A 20,081-nucleotide genomic window follows, 5' to 3' on the forward strand; every position below is an offset into this window, starting at 1 on the left:
ATCCGTACTGACTGTTAATGTTAACAGCCAGTTTTAGGCCCTTCTTCAATTGTAGATGGTTTTGAGTTCACTGATCATCCATGTTGGAGCTGATTGTGTTGGAACAGTGAGCATTGCACTATCCATGTTCTGTATTAAGAACGGAGCATCATCCCTTGGAACCTCCAAGAGTATCATGTACTGAGCATCAAGCTCTCCCAGGTTTGACACCCTTTCAAAGTCAGCAAGTCTCCATCCATAGGAAGTTAGGAGTGAACTAACCTGACCTTGGTTCCATGTTCTAGATGCTGCAGCCTTTAAAAGCTCTTCAACATTGGTTACCTGAACAGATTTGGAGTATCCAGATCCTGATCCAGCTGAAGAACCATATGCGGATCCTGATCCTGAAGTGGAGTTAGTGTTCGCAGATGCAGATGCTGCCATTGATGCTGCATATTTTGCCTGTAACTGTGCCTGTGTTAAGTTGGCATCTATAGTTCCACTATCCGTTGCCCTTAAAATTGCCAGGACTGTTGCTCCACTGATGTTAGGAGTTGTACTCGTATTGGTAGTATTTCCACCACTTGAAGCATTGGTTCTAAGGTACACATCAACTGTGTTTCCCACAGTGACCAATCCCCCAGCAGCCTGGAGTCTGGATACCAGTATTGGAACTGCAACAGTGTCTGGTGTTTCAACATCCATGTTGGACAGAACACTTGCATCGGCGCTGTTAACAATTTGCTGGGCCGCATCAACCTTCATCATCAAATCCTTTTGATTGTCAGAACTTTGATTTCCAGTATCATAGGTTATCATCACCCTCTTGTAGGTGTCCTTCTTGTTGTTGATCTGCTGGGTTTGATACGTTCTCCATGACGTTGTTGCAGGTCCAAGAACATCCACTGCCAGTACCTGATCCGGAGTAACACCACTATCGATCTCAGCTAGTAGTATTTGTTTCTTTGGATCAGATGCTAAACCTCCTTTGAAATAGGAATTAATCTCATTGTACTTCTGCATTTTGGCATCGTTAAGTGTATCTTGATACGGTGCATAGAACAGGAAGTAGTAACCTACTACAGCAATAACTATGAGTATAACACCAAAGACAGCCGCACCAACCAATGTTTTCTGGTCATCATCGGGAAGTTTCTTTCCAAAGCCACCACCCCCACCTAAACCTCCTAAACCTTTAGCTTTTTTCTCAGGAGGTCTCAACCTAGGTTTAGAGTCCAGAGGCTTCGTTTTAGGTCTGGGCATGGGTTTGGGTATTTTTTTGTTGTTAGAAGATTTTTCACCCAAATCACCTGTTTCCTTACCTTTTCCATTGTTCCCTGATACTTTACCCACCATGTCCTTGAGTCGTCCCCCCATGTCTGACTCGGACTTTTTTCCATTTTTACGGAGATCAGGGGCTTCTTTTTTATCTTTATCCTTTTTTCCTAGTATTTTATCTAACATTTTGGACCACTTCTACGAAGATTGGCGTATAAATCCATAAACGGCACTGTTAATAAATATGCTACTGCAACGATGAATAAAAGTTTTGCAGGAATATACGCGATTATGGAAAGAATATTTTGGGGCATACATGTTGAAATTATCAAGATGCTACCTAATGCAACAACCAGTGTACCTTTAAATTTTGGATACTCAACTGTACTTATCATGAACACAGATACCACCATCATCATGACCAGTGCCAAGTCCATCTGGAAGATTCCTGAGATATAAAATGATCCAAGAATTAGTGCTGTCGATGGTATAGGTAGGCCAACGAATTTATCCCCACTTGAATCTGTAGTTAAATCTGCAAGTACATTGAACCTTGCAAGTCTTAATATCCCACATATAACTATTAGGAGAGCTACTAGTATATTAATGTATGGTACCGAATATGTTACGCATGCCGAATACAAAAGCATTCCGGGTGCAACACCAAAGGATATTACATCTGCCAGTGAGTCAATATTTTTTCCAAACCCAAACTCATCAACCCTTTTTGTATGCCTGGCAACCCAACCATCTAAAGAGTCAAATATTACTGCAATGAGCATAAACTTTGCCGCAAGAACTAGATTCCCAGTCATAATCATTATAATGGATAAAAATCCAAAAGAAGCATTTCCAAGAGAAACCAAATCTGCATAAGAAATAAAATCTTTCATATTCATAATTAAACTCCTTTAAAGTCCTTTTTATGGTTTATATTCTCTTTTAATTCATTTCAGGAGTTATTTTTTCTGGTTTTTCATTTAATTCCATCATGACCTTTTCAACGAGTTCCGCCATGATGGTTTCTCCAGCCTTGGGTTTCTGACCTTCAGCCACCCTAACCTCAAATTTTTCATGGGGCACTATGAGGTCTACCCTGGAACCAAATCTTATCATGCCCAGTTTGTCTCCTATTTCAAGTTTATCGCCCACTTGAACATACTGAACTATTCTTCGGGCTATAAAACCTGCTATCTGGATTACTCCCACTTTCCCATAATCTGAATCTATTACTATTAAGTTTTTTTCGTTTTCCTTTTCAACGTTCTTCCATGCCATCTTAAATTTTCCAGGGCAGTACTTGGTTTTTACAACTTCACCTGAAATTGGTGCCCGCTGTACATGAACATCAAAGGGGGACATGAATGTACTTATACGAATTCCCCTCTCCCCTTCATCTAAAAGATGTTCCATGAGAGGATAATCACAACCAACCACTTCTACCTTATCTATGCGTCCTGTTAATATCCTTCCATCTGCAGGTGCAACAACAACACCCTCATCAGAAGGTATTTTTCTCTTTGGATCTCTGAAAAACTGCATTAAAAATGCTATGGCTGAAAACAAGATGAAAGTCACAATAACGTAGCCAAATAAGAAGGGTAAAACTGCTATTGTTAATAATATTCCCACTTTTTTATAGGTTCCTTTCACAAACATTGTAACCACTGATTAATCAAAAAATTGATTATCAAATTATTATTAAACTATTTTATTCTCTATTTTATTCTACTGAACTACTATTTTTACTCAATTATTCTGTACTACTCCTTTCTGGATCCATTCTAAAGCCTGAAATGTAGCTGAGTTTAGTTAATTGAATATAAATATAAATAGTTGCACTTGGTATGTAACAACCTACATAAAACATGTGTCATTACAAACATTTCAATATTTCAAGGGTCCAAACAGAGAATCTGGTAAATATATTCATTTATGAAAGAAAATAATCCCATGATAAACACCCATTGTGTGAAAAAAATTTCAGAGAATACCATTTAATATTACGATTTAGTTATTTAATAAACTTTTAAATAGTGCTCCACTTATAAATTAAAACCATTGAAATGATTTTTGAATTAACAGATCTCTTGATATAATATATATTGTTTTATCATCATGTAAGTTCAAGTAAGGTAATATTCTAATTATATTTATATTTCATAACAGTTTATTTAATAAACCAGTACAGTAAATTAATCACAGAAACTTATATGATATGATATATGTGATGGAACTTGAAACTCAAGTTCATTCAAAAACTGTGGTTTTACTACATCATTCATAAATTAACATAAGCATCCTAATTCATAAATAGTATAATATTAATTAAGAAATATTTTGTTTGAATGAATACTTAAATGAATAAATTTGTAAATTGAGTGTAGTAAAAAAATTATAGATCGTACAATTTGTAAGTGAATAATTTCTTAATTTCTAAGTAATATTCAAATAAACGTAAATCTGTACTGAAAATTATTACGCCATGAAGAAGTGGTATTGATGATAGAAAATAAGATTAAAACCTTGAGAAAAGCTGCAAAAGTTACTACAATGCAGGATTCTGATGAAATATGGTGCGTAATCGCAGGTAACGAAGAAATGGTTAATAACGTTGCATATGCAGCTATAACAGACAAAGAAAGGGTTAAAATCCTCTGCAGAGAACATATAACCACTAAAGAATCATTCGTAACAAAAAAATTCGACTTCATACTGATCTATGGAGACTTGAATAAAATAAGAGAACTAAGCTGGATTTGCAAAGAAAACGGTGGAGCTTACATTAAGATAGCACCTTACTACGCTATAAATGAATCTAACCTACTTTTAACAGTAGGACCTGAAAATTCCGTTAAGAAGTTCATGGGAGACTGTGAAAAGAACCGGGTCAAACTTTCATTTTTACTCGAAGATCAAACAACTGGTTTTATAGAAACTGATGTTTACATAACCAACATACTACCTACTTTTATCAGAAACACAATTGATCCTCTGTTTAAAATAGCAGATGTTGCTCTTTCAACTGTTCTGATATCAACCACTGACGATTACATTAAAAAAATCAAAGAAATTGCGAAGTTGAACAAGATCTTCGTAATAGAATTCGATAAATTTTTAGAGGAGGACTGAAATGTTCAATTTATTTGGAAAAAAGGAAGAAAGTGGAGAAGTAAAGAAAAAAGCATTGACAAGCACTTTGGGGATCGATTTAGGAACCCTGAACACTGTTGTTGCAAAACCATCTGGAGATAAATTCGATTTATACAAAATACCCTCAGTGGTAGCTGTTAAAAAAGAAGAGCCAACTTACGTGCTTGCAGTTGGTGAAGAAGCTAAAGCCATGCTCGGAAGAACACCCGAAGATATCATAGCTGTAAGGCCACTGCGAAAGGGAGTTATAGAAAGCATAGCCCAGGCAGAAGCTCTTCTTGTTTACGCAATGGACAAGGGCTCTGGAGAGTCCATGGACTCAATAGACAGGATCGTTGTTGGAATTCCTGGAGATGCATCTGAAGTTGAAAAACGTGCAGTTGAGGACATAGGTAAAAAAGCAGGTGCAAACTACGTTCTTGTAATAAGTGAAGGACTTTCAGCAGCAATAGGTGCAGGCCTTCCAATTGCAGAGGCAGCAGGTACCATGGTCATAGACCTTGGAGCAGGTTCCAGTGACATCGTTGTAATTTCCCTGGGTGGAATCACAGACATTGAAACCATAAGAAACGGTGGAGATGACATAGACAACAACATAGTTGACAGGGTAAAAGATCTTTACAACGTTGAAATAGGTATTCACGAAGCTGAAAACGCTAAGATCCAGGTTGGAATGGTTCATTCCAGTGCAGATATGGAGAACACCACAACATCAGCCATTGGAAAATGCATGGAAACCAACAAGCCTAAGAAAGTTGAAATAGACTCAAAACTTGTTGCAGACGCTGCAGAACCAATAGTTGTTAATTTAATTCAAGCACTAGCTTTGGTACTTGAAAGAATGTCCCCTGAACTCATATCCGGTGTTTACAACAAAACCGTAGTTGTTGGTGGAACATCACAGCTCCGTGGACTAAAAGACAGGATATACGAGGAAGTTGGAGTTCCTGTGGAAATATCAGACGACCCAATGACCGTTGTTGCTAAAGGTGCTGCAATAGTAGCTGCAGAACCACGGGCACTTGAACCAGAAGTTCGTTTAAAAGCTATGAAATAATTATTTTCAATATTTAATTGAAATAATTATTTATTTTATTTATTTTTAAATTTTAGTTGAATATCTTTTTTTAAATTAAAATTATATGGTACTATTGATGAAATTATCAATTTGAAGATTTGAAATTCATCACATCCCAAGTTCATTCTATTAGAGGTTACTGAAGTTCGTGCTAAATTTATTTAAACCACTTCTTTTAAACTATTTTAAACAAAGATTTAAACCATGGGACTAAAGCTAATCCCATTAGAAACTTATTAAGTATTATTAAGTGAAGTTTGAAACTGATCTAAAAAGTGATCTAAACTAAACATCGATCTGAAGGTTGTAATTCATACTGTACATCCTAAAAGAATGTTGGGATAACTACTAAAAAAGGACAATAAAATGAAGATAGTGGGAATAGATGAAGCAGGAAGGGGATCCGTACTTGGTCCTTTAGTTGTGTGTGGTGTGGCAGTAGAGGAAGATAGATTAAAGTACCTTGAAAGACTGAGACTAAAGGATTCTAAAAAATTATCTCCAAAACGGAGAACCATACTTTCAAGGAAGATAAGGAAAATAGCAGAATGTTACCCTGTTAATATAACTGCCCAGGATATAGACATCCTGCGGTCGAAGGATGTTAACCTCAATGAAATTGAAAAAATAGCAATTAAAAAAATCATAGGAGAATCAGAACCAGATATTGCCATAATTGATTCCATGGATGTTAAACCTGAGAGACTCAAGGCAGAGGTTGAGGGTTACAGGGAAAATCTTGAGGTTGTGGCAGAACACAGGGCCGATGATACCTATGTGATTGTTTCAGCAGCATCCATCATTGCAAAGGTTGAAAGAGACACTGCAATATCCAATATCAGAGAAGAGTTTCCAGATGTTGGATCCGGTTATCCAAGCGACCCTACAACGATTGCATTTCTTGAAAAAATACCCTACGAGGAAATGCCAGATTTTGTCAGAAAATCCTGGTCAACCGTGTCAAAAAGGAAGAAATGAGGACCAACCATGATATACGAATTCTTTACCAGCGGTTTTGGAACCATAATGGAGATGTTCAAAAGCGGAGGAGTAATAACCTACATAATAACCATAATCGGTTTGTACGGAATCATTTATTCCTTTGAGAAGATCCACTATCTGCGTAAGATGTCCAAGGTGGATCTGCCCCAGATAATGGGGGTTGTGAATGATACCATGGAAAATGGAGGTTCACTCGAGGCACTGCGCTCAATAGGAAAGTATCAAAACCCCTTATCCAAAATAATCTCCGAAGCCCTTAAGATCGGTTACAGGAGCAAGAGTGAAGTTGAAGATGCAATGGAACGAGTTTTCATAGTTGAAATGGGCAGAATGACCAAGGGACTTGACAGCATCCGAACCATAATTGAAATCGCACCTCTACTTGGACTTATCGGAACTGTTCTTGGTATGTGGTACACCTTCAAGGCACTGGGTGTGAATGCCAACCCCACAGCCATGGCAGAAGGTATATACATAGCACTCATAACAACCATAGCAGGTCTTGCCGTTGCCATAATCATATTACCCCTTTACTCTTACATCAACGGTAAAATAGAGGGCGAACTGGATAAAATCGAGATAGCCAAAAAGATGACCAACTGGCGAACTGCAGAAATGAAGATAAAAGTGGATTCAGGAATAGATAACGCTGTTCATGCACTTAAGGAATCCAATGGCGTGGTTGAGGTCCGAAAACTTCTTGATTCAGAAGCTAATATTTGGATATCCATTAACCCCAACATGCTTGAAAAGAGCATAAACAACATAATAAGGGAAAAATGTAACTGTAACGTGAAAATCGTTGAAAGTAAACTTAGACAATGATCTGGAATTTAAATAAAAAAAACAGGGAATAGATGGGATCTTAAGTCGAATAAAAGTGAAGAGATAATTGGAACGGTCTAACATCAAAATAATGAGGAGGAACCCTACATGACCCTTGATACTCAAAGATACAGGAATAAAATGCGGCAAAAACAGGCCCGAGTTAATCTAGTTCCACTTATAGATGTTATTTTCACCATACTCATATTTTTGATGGTTACAAGCAGTTTTCAGGCTGCTGCAGATACAAGTTCCTCTTCAGGTAAGCCCGAGGTGATCCAGACAAATGGAACCTCAGAATATTATTTAATACCTGTTTCAGGCCTTAAGACTGTCACAGTCAACGGTGTGGATATGTCAAAGGATATAAGAAACAGTGCCATTGCTGTTCATACAGATGTCATAGATTACGGGGAGATAATAATAAAATCCAAGGAAGGAACCATAATAATCACATCACCCTCAAATGTACCTACTGATAAAGCTGTGAGCATTCCTCAATCATGATATCTTGAGTTTGAATTGGGTTAATTGGAATAGTTTATTAAACCCCAGACCCAAATAAATTTTATTGATTTAATTTTGAAGAATCCCATGAAGATTCCATCTGAAGCATTTAAATCCAATTAAAGTCATTGAAATGATAATTAAAACGTTAAAAAAGTTTAGAGGGTGATATTAGTGTACCTTGGAAGAATAGTTGCAGTTGGAAGTACTGAAAATGGAAAATTCGCAGCATACAGAGTTTCAAGCCGTTCATTTCCAAACAGAATGGCAAAATCCTTCAAAAACCGAGTTTCAATAGTTCCAACAGAAGGAAATGAAAAGGATGTCTTTCAAAATCCGTATATAGCCTACAACTGTATTAGGATAGTTGGAGATGTTGCAGTGGTTACCAATGGTTCTCACACAGATGTTATAGCAGAAAAAATAGCGTCTGGAATGAACGTAAGGGATTCAATTGCCCTATCACTCATTGCAATGGACTACGAGAAGGATGATTACAACACACCAAGGATAGCATGTGCAGTATCTCCAGATGAAGGTTCGTACATAGGTATAGTGACCCATGACGATGTAATCGTTGAAAAGGTTCCAGAGGGAAAATCAGTGTACATATCCACCTATGAACAGACCAGACCCGCATACGTTGACTTTGAAGCAGAGGATGCAGAGGATGCAGCCCAGTTCATAATGGATGGGGGTAAATTTGCAGAGTTCACAAACCCTGTGACTTCAACTGCAGCTTTCATGAAGGATGGGGAATGGAAAATAAGTTCCATATAAAATCAGTGAGTGACTGGGGATAATTGATTTACTAAAAAAGTAGTTAGTGGATTACATATCACTGAAAAATTGTAGTTTAATTGAAATTTAAAAATCATGAGTTGGGTGCGTAATGGAATTGAAACTCATAGGCATACCAGGTATACCTATTTTAAAGGAAGGAAATAATATTGCAGATATCATATTAAATGCTCTGGATGAAGAAAGCCTTGAAATCTGTGACGGTGACGTTCTGGTTATAGCAGAAACCATCGTATCAAAATCTGAGGGAAATATAATTGATCTTAAGAGTTTAGAGCCAAGTGAACTTGCATTTGAGCTTTCAGAGAAAACTGGGAAAACTCCTGAGATTGCAGAGGCCATAATAAATGAATCCAAGGATATAATAAAGGTTGGTCCTGATTTTATAATATCAGAAACAAAACACGGTTTCATATGTGCCAATGCAGGAATAGATGAATCCAATGTTGGTGAGGGACTTGCAACTCCAATGCCTGCAGATCCAGATGGGAGTGCAGGTAATATAAGGCAGAAAATTGAGAAAATCACAGGACATGAGGTTGCAGTTATAATTTCAGATACTCAGGGAAGGGCCTTCCGTGAAGGGGCTATTGGAACGGCAATTGGTATCTCTGGAATGTTTCCACTGTGGGACAGGCGAGGAGAACAAGATCTTTACGGTAGAGAACTTGAAACCACAAGTATAGCTGTTGCAGATGAACTTGCAGCCGCAGCTTCAATACTAATGGGACAGGCCAATGAGGGAATTCCTGTGGTTATAATCCGTGGTGTTGATTACTTCAAAAAGTTGAGAACTGATTCTGCAAGCGTAAGATCACTCCTGAGACCTAAGAAGTACGATGTTTTCAGATGAGATTCTCAGTGCATTGAATTTAAAAAAATAATAAATCAAGAAGAAATAAAATGGATAATAGGATCCTATGATAACCATACTTTCAGGTGGAACAGGCACCCCCAAGCTCATACAGGGAATTATGCAGATTGTAAACCCTGAAGAGATTACTGTGATTGTTAACACCCTTGAAAACTCTTATTTTTCAGGTGTTTACGTTGCAGCAGACCTAGACACAGTTATGTACACCCTTGCAGGTCTTATAAATGAGGAAACATGGTATGGAATTAAAGGTGATACATTTATTACACATGAAACTTTAAAGGAGATCAAATGTCCTGAAACCCTTAAAATTGGGGATAAAGACAGGGCAACAAAGATACAGAAAACCCTCCTCATGAAAAAATATTCCCTTTCAAGGGCCGTTGACATACAAAGAACCGCTCTGGGCATTAAATCTCGTATTATTCCCATGAGCAACCAGAATTCCAATATAACCATTGTGACAGATGAGGGAGATATGGAATTTCATGAGTTCCTCATTGAAAGATCAGGAAAGCCTGAAGTTCTGGATATTCAATACAACACGGTTGAACCATCACCGGGACTTGTTGAATCCATTGAAGAAGCAGATATGGTTGTTTTAGGACCTTCAAATCCAGTTACATCCATAAAACCCATAATATCCATGGATGGTGTTGTTGATGCACTTAAAAAAGCTCATGTTACTGCAGTTTCTCCAATAATTGGAGGTGCTCCTGTAAGTGGTCCTGCAGCGAAGTTTATGAGTGCACTTGGATATGAGGTTTCATGTTCTGGTGTTGCTTCTCTTTATGGTGACTTTTTAGACAGATTTATTATTGATGTTGAAGATGGTAAGTATAAGGAAAAAATAGAAAGACTAATATCGGATGTTGTTGTAACAAACACAAACATGAGAAACATCGGAAATAAATTGATGTTAGCCAGAAGTATTTTGGGTGAAATTTTATGATTCAGATGACTTTAATTCAAATTGATAACTACGGCCCATGGACCGTGACTCCCACACCAAGGGCAGAGGCAGATCTTCAGATACTGCAATCAGAGCTATATGCAGACCTTCAAAGACAATTTGCAGCAAAAGGAGGTCTCGTTTTCTTCACCCGGTTTGATAATATGCTAGCGGTGACAAACGGCGTTGATATGGAAGACCACCGCAGAATCCAGAAATCCATAGGAAACAGGTACCCCATAACAGTCAGTATGGGCGTTGCAACAGCAGAAACACCCTATGATGCACAGAGCAAGGCAACTGCAGCTCTTCAGAACTATGGAGGGGCTCAGTCCGAGGAGCGAAAGGAGATACTCGCAATAGACAGCCTCGTTAAGAAGGAAGAAAGCTTTGTTCAAATTGCACACATCGACATAAATGGAATTACAGATACACTTACAGATATAATGCCTGCATATGATACTAGTTTTATTGTGAATCGTGTTCAACACTTTTTAATGAAAAAATTGATTGAAAAAGGTTCTCTTTTGTTCTTCATAGGCGGAGACAACTTCATGTCCCCCTGTAATGGATTAACACCAGAGGGACTTCTCAAGATCATAGAAGAAATTAAGGACGAAATAAACATAGCACTTAAAGCTGGTGTTGGAAAGGCTCCAAGCGCTGAAAAAGCTGCAAATCTTGCAGATCTTGGACTTGAGGAAATAAGGGGCGGTTTCACCTACAACCTAGTCCATGTTATGAAGGAAGCCCAAGGATAAGAATTGGATATGTTCAGGTGAAAGGTTGAAAAATACCTTAAATTCCTTTTTTACTCTTTTATTAATTTTTGTTTATGCCAAAAGTCTAATTAAAAATTGAATAAAATGAAAATGATGTGTAAAGAAAGATAAATAAAACTGATTAACACGATTGGTTAAAAGTTAAAAGGATATTTTCTGAATTATATTCAAAAATGTATTCACTTGATAACTGCAGTCTTTCCTCAGGTAAGTCTTAACTAAAAAAAGGATTGTGAATCTTTTTAATTTAAATGATCCTTGAATTTATTATTTTAAGTCAGGTGGTTTTATTGAAGTACTAGCACCCATGGCAGGTATAAGTAATGGTAGATTCTGCAGAAAAATGTCTTCATACGGCTTTGACATGCTTACACTTGGAGGTTACAGTGCAGATGATATCTCTGCAGAGGCCGGACGTAAAATACTCCAGAGAGGCAGACCAGAATTTGACATGGACCCATCCAACCTTCCCTCCCACATAGAGAAAGAGATAAAAATTATCAGAGAGGGAAATCCTTGGGAAGGTCTTGTATCTGTTAACCTCAGGGCAGCTTCTCCAGAACCCATGATACCCATCTCAAAGCTGGACTTTGTGGATGTTGTTGAGATCAATGCCCACTGCAGACAGCCAGAGCTGGTTGAAGCAGGCTGTGGTCAGAGCTTACTAATGGATCCAGAGGTACTTCATGAATTCACATCCCATGTTGTGAAGAAGGGAAAAAGCAGTGTTTCTGTTAAGTTAAGGGCAAATGTTCATGGTGTTGATGATCTAGAAATTGCGGGTGCTGTTGAAGATGCAGGTGCAGATTATCTCCATCTTGATGCAATGAAACCTGGATTTAACTCTGCAGATTACGAACTGGTGCGTTCCATTAAGGATGCTACAGACATATTTCTCATAGGCAACAATTCCATCGTTGATCTGGAGTCTGCAAGGAAGATGATGGCTGCGGGTGCAGACGGAATATCCATTGCAAGGGCTGCAATATCTGGAATTCTCAAATTCGATCTGTGGGATATATAAGAAATGGGGTCAAAAATAAATAGGAACCAGTGTTAATTAAAATATATATAAATGATCCATCAAATTAAGAATATATATTCATTATAATTTATTGAAAGGTGGTTGCATGTCGTTTATAGAATTGGAAAATGTTACTAAAACCTTCGATGGTGTAAAAGTTCTAAAAAATCTGAGCATGACCATAAACGAGGGAAAAGTTCTGGGTATTCTTGGTAGAAGTGGTTCCGGTAAATCCGTACTGATAAACATGCTCAGGGGAATGAAGGAGTACAAACCCGACGAAGGCAGGATCTTTTACACGGTGGCTCTATGTCCAGGGTGTATGAGGGTTGAAGCCCCATCCAAGGCTGGAACTAAGTGTGGATGTGGATGTGAATTTGGACTTGAAAAGGTTGATTTCTGGAACTCTGACAGAAAACTCTTTGCAGCCATTAAAAGAAGGATTTCAATAATGCTGCAGAGGACCTTTGCACTTTATGAGGATGACACAGTTATAGACAACGTTATAAAATCCATTGAAGGCCATGAATACGAGGAAAGCACCTACATGGCAATAGACCTCCTTGAAATGGCCCAGATGACCCACAGGATCACCCACATAGCCAGGGATCTGAGTGGTGGAGAGAAGCAAAGGGTCGTGCTTGCAAGGCAGATAGCAAAGGAGCCTATGCTTTTCCTTGCAGACGAACCAACAGGTACACTTGACCCTAAAACAGCTGAACTCATACACGAGGCTCTTATTGAAGGTGTTAAGGATAAGGGAACCACCATGGTTATAACATCCCACTGGCCAGAGGTTATGAAAAAACTCTCAAACTACGTTATCTGGCTTGAAAAGGGAGAAATAATTGAGGAAGGCAAACCAGAAGAAGTTGTGAAGAAATTCCTTGAACAGGTACCTTTACCTGAGAAGAAGGAAGTTTACCAGACAGGAGGCCCAATAATCCAGATGGAAGGGGTCAAAAAACATTACTACTCCATAGAAAGGGGAGTTGTCAAGGCAGTTGATGGAATAGACCTCAACGTTAACGACAGTGAAATATTTGGAATTGTTGGATTAAGCGGTGCAGGTAAAACAACCCTTTCAAGGATACTCTATGGATTAACAGAACCCAGCAGTGGTAAGATAGAAGTTAAACTCGGGGAGAACTGGGTTGATATGACTGAAAAAGGCCCCTTTGGAAGGGGTCGAGTGAAACCTTACCTTGGAATACTGCACCAGGAGTACAGTTTGTACCCCCACAGGAACGTGCTTGGAAACCTTACAGAGGCAATAAGCCTGGAACTTCCAGCAGAATTTGCACATATGAAAGCACTGTACGTTCTCAAAGCAGTTGGATTTGATGAAGATTACGCTAAAAATATATTGAAGAAATATCCTGATGAACTGAGTGGTGGAGAGCGTCACAGAGTTGCCCTTGCACAGGTGCTCATAAGGGAACCTAAGATAATCATTCTGGATGAACCAACAGGTACCATGGATCCAATAACAAGGGTTCAGGTAACAGATTCTATAAGAAAGGCACGGGATGAGCTTAGTCAGACTTTCCTGATAATATCCCACGATATGGACTTTGTTCTTGATGTGTGTGACAGAGCAGCACTTATGCGTGGTGGGAAAATTCTGAAAGAGGGAGATCCTCATTCAATTGTGGAAGACCTCACACCAACTGAGAAGGAAAAGATGCTTACGGAGGAATAGAATGGTATGGGAAGATGCACCATCACACGTATGTAGGGGAGGAGACAAGAGGGCGTTGGCTTTCTGCTGTCCGCCTGTAAAACCCTGTCCAATATTGTACGCACTTGAAGATACTAAGATCACACCTCAAGAGTACATAGAGATCAAGGAGAAGTTTGGAGAAAAAAGCAGGCTAGGCCAGGGTGAAGGAACCTGTTTCGGTTCACTTGTATGGTGCTGTAAACCATCAAAACCATGCCCCTTAAGGGATATGGTTATGCGCAGAATAGACATGGATGTTGACGAGTACATGAAGCTTAAAAAGGAACTTTCAGAGGAACTCGTTGGTAGCGAGGGATCAACACTCCAAGAAAGTGTGAAGGCACTCTCTGAAACCTTCAACATTCCAGAGGATGAAGCCCAGAAGGTCCTTGCAGAATGTGGCAACGATGTGAAAACAGCTGCCAAAATACTCAGAATGAAGAATCTGGAGTTATAAGATGGGATGGACTCCACTCTTCCTTGAAATGCACCATAAAAATGTTTTAGTGGTGGGTGCAGGAGAGGTGGGAGAAAGGAGAGCCAGAAGATTTCTTGAAGCAGGTGCAAGTGTTGTGGTGCTGGGAAGCATTGCACCCCGTGAGATCCTTGAACTTGGAGCATCCCTAGAACCAATGGAGGATGCTGCAAAATGGGTTGAATGGGCCGACCTTGTGGTTACAGCAACCCCTGACACTGATTTAAACCAGATGATTGCAGATCTTGCAGGAATTAAGCTGGTCAACAGGGCCGATGCACCACAAAATGGTAACTTCATAGTTCCATCATCTTTTTTCATAGGCGATGTACAGATATGCATATTCACAGGCGGTAAAAGCCCCCTCATGTCCAAGGAATTAAGAAAAAAGATACAAAAAGTAATAAAAACTGAGGATGTGCTGCAGCTCGAGCTTCAGGACTTTGCAAGGAACATCCTAAAAAAACGGGTTGATGATCAGAAAGCCCGTAAAAAGTATCTTTATCAAATATTAAATGATGAGAAGGTTAAAAAGTTCCTGGAAGATGAAGATCTTCAGGGGGCCCAGGTTTACGTTGAATGTTTACTATCTGGATTGAAAGAAAATTGATTTTAGGTATAAAAAATAAAAAACTAATTTTAAATAGGATTGAATTCAAAAAAAGATTTTGATGAGGTAGTTCTGGAGTATTAACACCTTTTTAAGTACTAAAAAAATTAGTATTACCTCAAAAATTAAATTTAATAAAGAGATGGGATAAACAATTCTTTTACTGAAGTGATCCTTACTGATCAAAAATAAATATAAGTTTTTATTGAATTTAAATAAACCATAATTGATTGATGATGAACCTTTTTTTAAGGGTTTTGGAGGGAGCAAGTGATCCTAAATATCAGAGTCGACCATAAAACTGCAAGCATCGGTACAATGGAGAGATCAGCACATAAACTTGACGTTGCGTTCCAGGAAATTCAGAATAAGTACCCTGTAGAGGAACACCTCCAAATAAAGACCTGCAACAGAACAGAATTTTACCTGGTGCTTAAGGACTGCAGTATGGAAGTGGAATGTGATGATTTCGTGGTTGAAACTGATGAAAAAGCACTTGAACATCTTTTAAGACTTGCATCCGGATTGGAATCCATGATAGTAGGTGAAGACCAGATACTTGGCCAGATAAAGGATGCCCGTAAACGAAGTATTAAGGAAGGATGCTGCGGCAGAGTTTTAAACACTGTTTTTACCAAGGCAGTTCATGTTGGCCAGTCCGTTCGTAAAAAAACCCGGATAAACGAGGGATCCGTGTCCATAGGATCTGCAGCAGTTGACCTTGCAGAGAAGGTTCATGGAAACCTTAAATGTAAGAAGGTCCTGGTTGTGGGTGCTGGTAAGATGGGAACCCTTGTTGCCAAGGCCCTGGTTGAAAAAAATCTTAAAGCAATCGTTGTTGCAAACAGAACCCATGACAGGGCAGTTTGCCTTGCAAGGGAGCTGGGTGGTTCAGCCATACACTTCAACAAACTCGCTGAAGCAATGAAAGATGCAGATGTTGTTATAAGTGCAACAGGAGCCCCACACCCAATTTTAACCTATGAAAAGGTGAAGGAAACTGTGCCTCCAGAAAATCTCAGGAACATGGTGATGGTGGACATTGCAAACCCCCGTGACATAGAGGAGAGGGTTTCAGAACTGGGTGTTAAACTTTTCAACATAGATGATCTTCGTGGAGTTGCAGATGAAAGCCTGAAGATGCGTGAAGCAGAAGCAGTGCGTGCAGAGAAAATAGTTGAAGAGGAACTGGAACTTCTCCATAGATCACTGAAGCGCATGGAAGTTGAACCATTGATATCCAGTATTCGTGCTAATGCCGAGGAAATAAGGGTTAAAGAAACCAGGAAAGCTCTTAAAATTCTTGGAGATATGAATGGTAATGAGAAGGTGGTTGATGACCTTACAAAGGTCCTGGTCAAACACATCTCCTACGATATGATTCAAAACCTGAAGCATGCAGCTGAAATGGATGAAAAAGAGGTTATAAAGGCTGCAGAAACAATTTTTAAGGGTAAAAATTGACAGCTGATTTAAATTAGGGTAGCTGATTTAAATTTAATTAGTTTTAATGGATTTTTTAATGTTAGGATATGAATTAAAGATTTTTTTAAGGTTCTGATTAGGAATTAAATAATTCTTTATTTTAAATTTTAAAATCCTTTATCTGATTATTTGTTTTAAAAATCATTACTTGACCCTGTATATAAAAAAAACTTATTTTTAATGATAATTTTAATGATTGAATGAATCTTCACCCCTGTCCATAAGTCCCAGAACCCTTGTGGTGAATAGGAGGATGAACGGTGCTATTATGAGCTGGGAAACCAGATCTCCCACCAAAGGCAGGGTTGAGAGGTTGTCAGTTAGAACCAGCTTCAAAATTCCAAGTATCAGAAATATTCCAGTGTAAACCACCACAAGATCCTTGAAGCCCAGATATTTGATTTTCCTGATTATTGCCCTGAAATCCAGGCCTGATCTTATGTTCCCATGGTTGTGGGCCATGTTGAGCATGACTGCAGGAAAGAAGATGTAGATGGTGCCCAGTAAAAGGATGAGGATCAAAAATCCAATTATGGTGGCATCTGCAGATGCTTCAGTGCTCCAGAGAAGCATGATGAAGAGGAATGAAGGAACTGCAAAATATATGGTGAGTATCAGTAGTTCTTTAATGCCATGAACCGTCATTTCACGGAATCTGTTGAGTTTTGGAAGCTTTTTTGATCCTTCCACAGATTCTTCAAGCACCCTGAAGAGGTACCCTGCCTCCAGAACCCCTAAGACTAAAATGAAAAGGAGTATAATGGCATTTAACCAGTTCATAGTCAAGGAACCTGAAAATCCCCCTTCAGAATCCATGAGTACCAGTAAAATGCCCAGGAGTATGAGTTTCTTCCAGTCTGAAACTGAGTACCAGAATGAATCCACGAGTATCTCTTTCAAGTTCATTGAAAATCAGTTATTCACTTGATGATTTAAATCTTTCCTTGAACCAGTTAAAAAGAAAATTTAGACAGTTGATTGAAAGAGAATTTTAGATGAGATTTGTGCAAAGTTAAAAAATGCCAAAAAACGTTCAAATAATTATTATTAAACCTCCTAATTAAATTTCATTAAATTTCATTATTTTTCTTAGAGCAGACCTTAGTCTCAACGTTAGAATTTTTACAAATGTAAAACTTTGATTAAAATTAGTTTAAGCCCATTTTGTTGGAAGTATCTCCCTAGGATAGAATAATCATTTTAGAACTCTTCAAAGATCCATTTTTTACTTCAGTTACAAAATAACAGCCCATAGATAGGGATTATTTGATCATTACCAAAATTAAATCGGTATTTTTATATATGATAGGTTTATTTATAAGGTATCAACTCGAGGCCATTAACTCGGGAAGATTTCTGGTATTAACGTAGAGATCCAACATAGATACGTAGGAGGGATTGAATGAAGAATTGTTTTGACCTGGAAGGAAAAGTGGCAGTTGTAACCGGTGCTTCAGGCGGTCTTGGAGCAGATGCAGCAAGGGCATATGCACAGGAAGGTGCTGACATTGCTCTTTTAGCAAGGAGAAAAGAAAGATTAGAATCCCTGGCAGAAGAAATTGAATCAACAGGAAGAAAGGCTCTTGCAGTTCAATGTGATGTATCCAATGAGGAAAGCGTCAAAAATGCAGTTGAAGAGGTAGTTAACCATTTTGGAAAGATAGACATACTCCTGAACAACGCGGGTGTGGCAATTCGCGGGGGTGTATGTGATTTATGTGTTGAAGACTGGGACAAGGGAATGGATGTAAATGTTAAAGGAATCTTCCTGGTCTCAAAACACGTCATTCCACAAATGATCAAAAATAACTACGGGAAAATTGTGAACACCAGTTCCATAAACTCTATAGCTGGTGACAAAGAGGACATGTTCATACGTCACGTTTACAACGCATCAAAAGCAGCTGTTCGTGGTTTAACAATGGGTATGGCATGTTCCTATGGTAAATATGGAATTACAGTAAATGCAGTGGCCCCTGGTCTTTTCGAATCTGAAATGACGGCAGATACACTTTTCAAATCTGAAGAATTCCTGGAAAGATACAGCAGAGTTGTACCCATGGACCGTCCAGCTAAAAAAGGAGAATTAAACGGAGCCATCATATTCTTCTCATCAGATGCCTCATCTTATGTAACTGGACAGACCATCTTCGTTGACGGAGGTTTCTCAATCGTCTGATTTCATTAAAAGAGTTTATAAGAATTTCCCAGCCCTTGTATATTTAAATTTTATCTTTTTTTGGTTTAAAGAGCTGATTAATTCCTTTCTAAAAATAAAAAAAAAGTTGTGGATGAATGTTCAGGCGAACATTCCCTTGGGTTCATTTTTATCCTTTTTATGCTGTTTCAGGGAGTACTCTACGTCACTCCATGTTACAGTTTCCCTGTCCTCGGATATTGCCCTGTGAAGTGCTACCTTGAGGAGCTTGTCCTTGATGTCCCTGCCTGACATTCCCTTACTGGCTGTTGTGAGCTTCTTAATGTCAGCTTCAAGTGGCAGTGGCATGGATTTGATGTAAAGCTCCAGAATTTCTTTTCTCTCCTTTTCATCAGGCAGAACAAATTCTATTTCCTCTTCAAACCTGCTTCTGATTGCAAAGTCCAGAAGGTGGGGGTTGTTGGTTGCACCTATGGTGACAACACCCTTGTTGTAGTCTATACCATCCATTTCAGTTAGAAGGGCGTTCACCACTTCTGAAACATCTCCCCTGAGGGACTGGTATTTCCTGTCAAGACCCACTGCATCGATTTCGTCTATGAATATCACTGCTGGTGAGCAGGCTGAAGCTGCATCGAATAATTCGTGTATCTGCCTTGAACCATCACCAACATGCTCCCCTATGAGGCTTGTGGCCTTAACAAGGAAGAGTGGGACTTGAAGTTCGTTTGAAAGGGATTTTGCAAGCATGGTCTTTCCTGTTCCTGGTGTTCCATGGAAGAGGACGTTTCTTGGTGCCCATTCCCCGAACTTCTCAGGTTCCTTCAGGTACTTCATGATGATCTTGCACTTGGTCTTGGCACGTTCCTGACCAATAACCTCGGACATTTTAACGTTGCTTTCAATTTTTTTAACTTCACTGGATTCTTCAAGTTCCATGAGGATGATTGAAGTTTTCTCAGTGATCTTTGAGTTATCTGGATGTGCCTTTATTATTTTAAAAGCATAATCTGGTAATAATTTCTGATCGAATAAGAATGAACCTTCTTTAACTGTGTAATCTTCCCACTGCTCCCTTGCATATAATTCGAAGAGTTCCTTGTCGAATATTTCTATCTTGGGATTTTCAACCAGGTTGCATAGGAATGGGTAGCCAACAGACTGGAGTACAACAACTTTAGCTCCCATTACATGTTCAGGTAAATTTCTTAATGCTTTTTTATCTGATACAAGTGTATCAGTTGCCATATTGTTTAGTTTCACTAGGGATACCTACCAATTTCTTTAATTAATGAATGATTATATTGAGTTGATTATAGTTTGGTTCCATGTGGATAAAAGGTTTTCTCAAAATATTTATTTCATAATACATGGA

General features: G+C 38.6%; 20 protein-coding genes. 15 read left to right on the forward strand and 5 right to left on the reverse strand.

All coding sequences use genetic code 11. The annotated features are described in order from the left end of the window. Positions 1 to 45: 45 nt before the first annotated feature. The 3 genes from J2756_RS04865 to J2756_RS04875 are packed head-to-tail and all read right to left on the reverse strand — an operon-like array spanning position 46 to position 2,916. Complete coding sequence (locus J2756_RS04865) at positions 46 to 1,443, reverse strand: DUF515 domain-containing protein (RefSeq protein ID WP_209583088.1); 1,398 nt, start codon at positions 1,441 to 1,443, stop codon at positions 46 to 48. After that, the gene (locus J2756_RS04870; protein ID WP_209583089.1) at positions 1,437 to 2,156 is read right to left on the reverse strand and encodes an archaetidylserine synthase; all 720 of its coding nucleotides are present in this window, start codon (positions 2,154 to 2,156) and stop codon (positions 1,437 to 1,439) included. Before J2756_RS04870 ends, J2756_RS04865 begins: the two co-directional genes overlap by 7 nt. Positions 2,157 to 2,199: 43 nt before the next feature. Then, positions 2,200 to 2,916 carry an archaetidylserine decarboxylase gene (locus tag J2756_RS04875; protein WP_209583090.1) on the reverse strand — a complete coding sequence of 239 codons (717 nt, stop codon included), beginning with the start codon at positions 2,914 to 2,916 and terminating at the stop codon, positions 2,200 to 2,202. Between the two features lie 843 nt (positions 2,917 to 3,759). On the opposite strand from J2756_RS04875, the gene J2756_RS04880 reads away from it, so the two are divergent. The 14 genes from J2756_RS04880 (at position 3,760) to hemA (ending at position 16,527) form a co-directional block, all read left to right on the forward strand. Continuing rightward, positions 3,760 to 4,389, forward strand: coding sequence for a hypothetical protein (locus tag J2756_RS04880; RefSeq protein ID WP_209583091.1), 630 nt, complete (start codon positions 3,760 to 3,762; stop codon positions 4,387 to 4,389). A 1-nt stretch (position 4,390) separates the two neighbouring features. Next, on the forward strand, positions 4,391 to 5,467 hold the full coding sequence (locus J2756_RS04885) for a rod shape-determining protein (RefSeq protein ID WP_209583092.1): 1,077 nt from the start codon (positions 4,391 to 4,393) through the stop codon (positions 5,465 to 5,467). Positions 5,468 to 5,854: 387 nt separating this feature from the next. Further along, entirely contained in the window at positions 5,855 to 6,466 is a 612-nt protein-coding gene (gene rnhB / locus J2756_RS04890; RefSeq protein ID WP_209583094.1) for a ribonuclease HII, read from the forward strand. 9 nt (positions 6,467 to 6,475) lie between these two features. Then, positions 6,476 to 7,315, forward strand: coding sequence for a MotA/TolQ/ExbB proton channel family protein (locus J2756_RS04895; protein ID WP_209583095.1), 840 nt, complete (start codon positions 6,476 to 6,478; stop codon positions 7,313 to 7,315). A 108-nt stretch (positions 7,316 to 7,423) separates the two neighbouring features. Next, positions 7,424 to 7,822, forward strand: a complete 399-nt coding sequence (locus J2756_RS04900) for an ExbD/TolR family protein (protein WP_209583097.1) — start codon at positions 7,424 to 7,426, stop codon at positions 7,820 to 7,822. A 174-nt stretch (positions 7,823 to 7,996) separates the two neighbouring features. Beyond that, positions 7,997 to 8,602, forward strand: coding sequence for an IMP cyclohydrolase (locus J2756_RS04905; RefSeq protein ID WP_209583099.1), 606 nt, complete (start codon positions 7,997 to 7,999; stop codon positions 8,600 to 8,602). Positions 8,603 to 8,714: 112 nt separating this feature from the next. After that, a complete protein-coding gene (locus tag J2756_RS04910; protein WP_209583101.1) occupies positions 8,715 to 9,476 on the forward strand; it encodes a coenzyme F420-0:L-glutamate ligase in 762 nt (253 codons plus the stop codon). Between the two features lie 67 nt (positions 9,477 to 9,543). Next, positions 9,544 to 10,449 carry a 2-phospho-L-lactate transferase gene (gene cofD, locus J2756_RS04915; protein WP_209583103.1) on the forward strand — a complete coding sequence of 302 codons (906 nt, stop codon included), beginning with the start codon at positions 9,544 to 9,546 and terminating at the stop codon, positions 10,447 to 10,449. Then, complete coding sequence (locus J2756_RS04920) at positions 10,446 to 11,210, forward strand: GTP cyclohydrolase III (protein WP_209583105.1); 765 nt, start codon at positions 10,446 to 10,448, stop codon at positions 11,208 to 11,210. Before cofD ends, J2756_RS04920 begins: the two co-directional genes overlap by 4 nt. Before the next feature lie 328 nt (positions 11,211 to 11,538). After that, positions 11,539 to 12,255, forward strand: coding sequence for an MJ0144 family RNA dihydrouridine synthase-like protein (locus J2756_RS04925; protein WP_209583107.1), 717 nt, complete (start codon positions 11,539 to 11,541; stop codon positions 12,253 to 12,255). A 106-nt stretch (positions 12,256 to 12,361) separates the two neighbouring features. Beyond that, positions 12,362 to 13,957, forward strand: coding sequence for a methyl coenzyme M reductase system, component A2 (gene atwA, locus J2756_RS04930; RefSeq protein ID WP_209583116.1), 1,596 nt, complete (start codon positions 12,362 to 12,364; stop codon positions 13,955 to 13,957). 1 nt (position 13,958) lies between these two features. Further along, positions 13,959 to 14,435: a methanogenesis marker 9 domain-containing protein gene (locus tag J2756_RS04935; RefSeq protein WP_209583117.1), complete on the forward strand. Its 477-nt coding sequence runs from the start codon at positions 13,959 to 13,961 to the stop codon at positions 14,433 to 14,435. Between the two features lies 1 nt (position 14,436). Beyond that, the gene (locus J2756_RS04940) at positions 14,437 to 15,063 is read left to right on the forward strand and encodes a precorrin-2 dehydrogenase/sirohydrochlorin ferrochelatase family protein (protein WP_209583119.1); all 627 of its coding nucleotides are present in this window, start codon (positions 14,437 to 14,439) and stop codon (positions 15,061 to 15,063) included. Positions 15,064 to 15,333: 270 nt separating this feature from the next. Next, positions 15,334 to 16,527 carry a glutamyl-tRNA reductase gene (hemA, locus tag J2756_RS04945; RefSeq protein ID WP_209583120.1) on the forward strand — a complete coding sequence of 398 codons (1,194 nt, stop codon included), beginning with the start codon at positions 15,334 to 15,336 and terminating at the stop codon, positions 16,525 to 16,527. A gap of 210 nt (positions 16,528 to 16,737) precedes the next feature. Here hemA and J2756_RS04950 read toward each other — a convergent pair whose 3' ends face one another. Beyond that, complete coding sequence (locus J2756_RS04950; RefSeq protein WP_209583122.1) at positions 16,738 to 17,454, reverse strand: DUF4013 domain-containing protein; 717 nt, start codon at positions 17,452 to 17,454, stop codon at positions 16,738 to 16,740. Positions 17,455 to 17,950: 496 nt separating this feature from the next. On the opposite strand from J2756_RS04950, the gene J2756_RS04955 reads away from it, so the two are divergent. Next, entirely contained in the window at positions 17,951 to 18,727 is a 777-nt protein-coding gene (locus tag J2756_RS04955) for an SDR family NAD(P)-dependent oxidoreductase (RefSeq protein ID WP_209583123.1), read from the forward strand. 120 nt (positions 18,728 to 18,847) lie between these two features. Here J2756_RS04955 and J2756_RS04960 read toward each other — a convergent pair whose 3' ends face one another. Then, a complete protein-coding gene (locus tag J2756_RS04960; RefSeq protein ID WP_209583124.1) occupies positions 18,848 to 19,969 on the reverse strand; it encodes an AAA family ATPase in 1,122 nt (373 codons plus the stop codon). Positions 19,970 to 20,081: the final 112 nt, after the last annotated feature.

The sequence above is a fragment of the Methanobacterium aggregans genome, from assembly GCF_017874455.1.
In the GTDB taxonomy this organism is placed as follows: Archaea; Methanobacteriota; Methanobacteria; order Methanobacteriales; family Methanobacteriaceae; genus Methanobacterium_C; species Methanobacterium_C aggregans.

What these genes read in the sequence shown, in the direction of transcription:
- J2756_RS04865 (WP_209583088.1), bottom strand. Translation starts at nt 1,443, where the DNA reads ATGTTAGATAAAATACTAGGAAAAAAGGATAAAGATAAAAAAGAAGCC.
- J2756_RS04870 (WP_209583089.1), bottom strand. Translation starts at nt 2,156, where the DNA reads ATGAATATGAAAGATTTTATTTCTTATGCAGATTTGGTTTCTCTTGGA.
- J2756_RS04875 (WP_209583090.1), bottom strand. Translation starts at nt 2,916, where the DNA reads ATGTTTGTGAAAGGAACCTATAAAAAAGTGGGAATATTATTAACAATA.
- J2756_RS04880 (WP_209583091.1), top strand. Translation starts at nt 3,760, where the DNA reads ATGATAGAAAATAAGATTAAAACCTTGAGAAAAGCTGCAAAAGTTACT.
- J2756_RS04885 (WP_209583092.1), top strand. Translation starts at nt 4,391, where the DNA reads ATGTTCAATTTATTTGGAAAAAAGGAAGAAAGTGGAGAAGTAAAGAAA.
- rnhB (WP_209583094.1), top strand. Translation starts at nt 5,855, where the DNA reads ATGAAGATAGTGGGAATAGATGAAGCAGGAAGGGGATCCGTACTTGGT.
- J2756_RS04895 (WP_209583095.1), top strand. Translation starts at nt 6,476, where the DNA reads ATGATATACGAATTCTTTACCAGCGGTTTTGGAACCATAATGGAGATG.
- J2756_RS04900 (WP_209583097.1), top strand. Translation starts at nt 7,424, where the DNA reads ATGACCCTTGATACTCAAAGATACAGGAATAAAATGCGGCAAAAACAG.
- J2756_RS04910 (WP_209583101.1), top strand. Translation starts at nt 8,715, where the DNA reads ATGGAATTGAAACTCATAGGCATACCAGGTATACCTATTTTAAAGGAA.
- cofD (WP_209583103.1), top strand. Translation starts at nt 9,544, where the DNA reads ATGATAACCATACTTTCAGGTGGAACAGGCACCCCCAAGCTCATACAG.
- J2756_RS04920 (WP_209583105.1), top strand. Translation starts at nt 10,446, where the DNA reads ATGATTCAGATGACTTTAATTCAAATTGATAACTACGGCCCATGGACC.
- J2756_RS04925 (WP_209583107.1), top strand. Translation starts at nt 11,539, where the DNA reads ATGGCAGGTATAAGTAATGGTAGATTCTGCAGAAAAATGTCTTCATAC.
- atwA (WP_209583116.1), top strand. Translation starts at nt 12,362, where the DNA reads ATGTCGTTTATAGAATTGGAAAATGTTACTAAAACCTTCGATGGTGTA.
- J2756_RS04935 (WP_209583117.1), top strand. Translation starts at nt 13,959, where the DNA reads ATGGTATGGGAAGATGCACCATCACACGTATGTAGGGGAGGAGACAAG.
- J2756_RS04940 (WP_209583119.1), top strand. Translation starts at nt 14,437, where the DNA reads ATGGGATGGACTCCACTCTTCCTTGAAATGCACCATAAAAATGTTTTA.
- J2756_RS04950 (WP_209583122.1), bottom strand. Translation starts at nt 17,454, where the DNA reads ATGAACTTGAAAGAGATACTCGTGGATTCATTCTGGTACTCAGTTTCA.
- J2756_RS04955 (WP_209583123.1), top strand. Translation starts at nt 17,951, where the DNA reads ATGAAGAATTGTTTTGACCTGGAAGGAAAAGTGGCAGTTGTAACCGGT.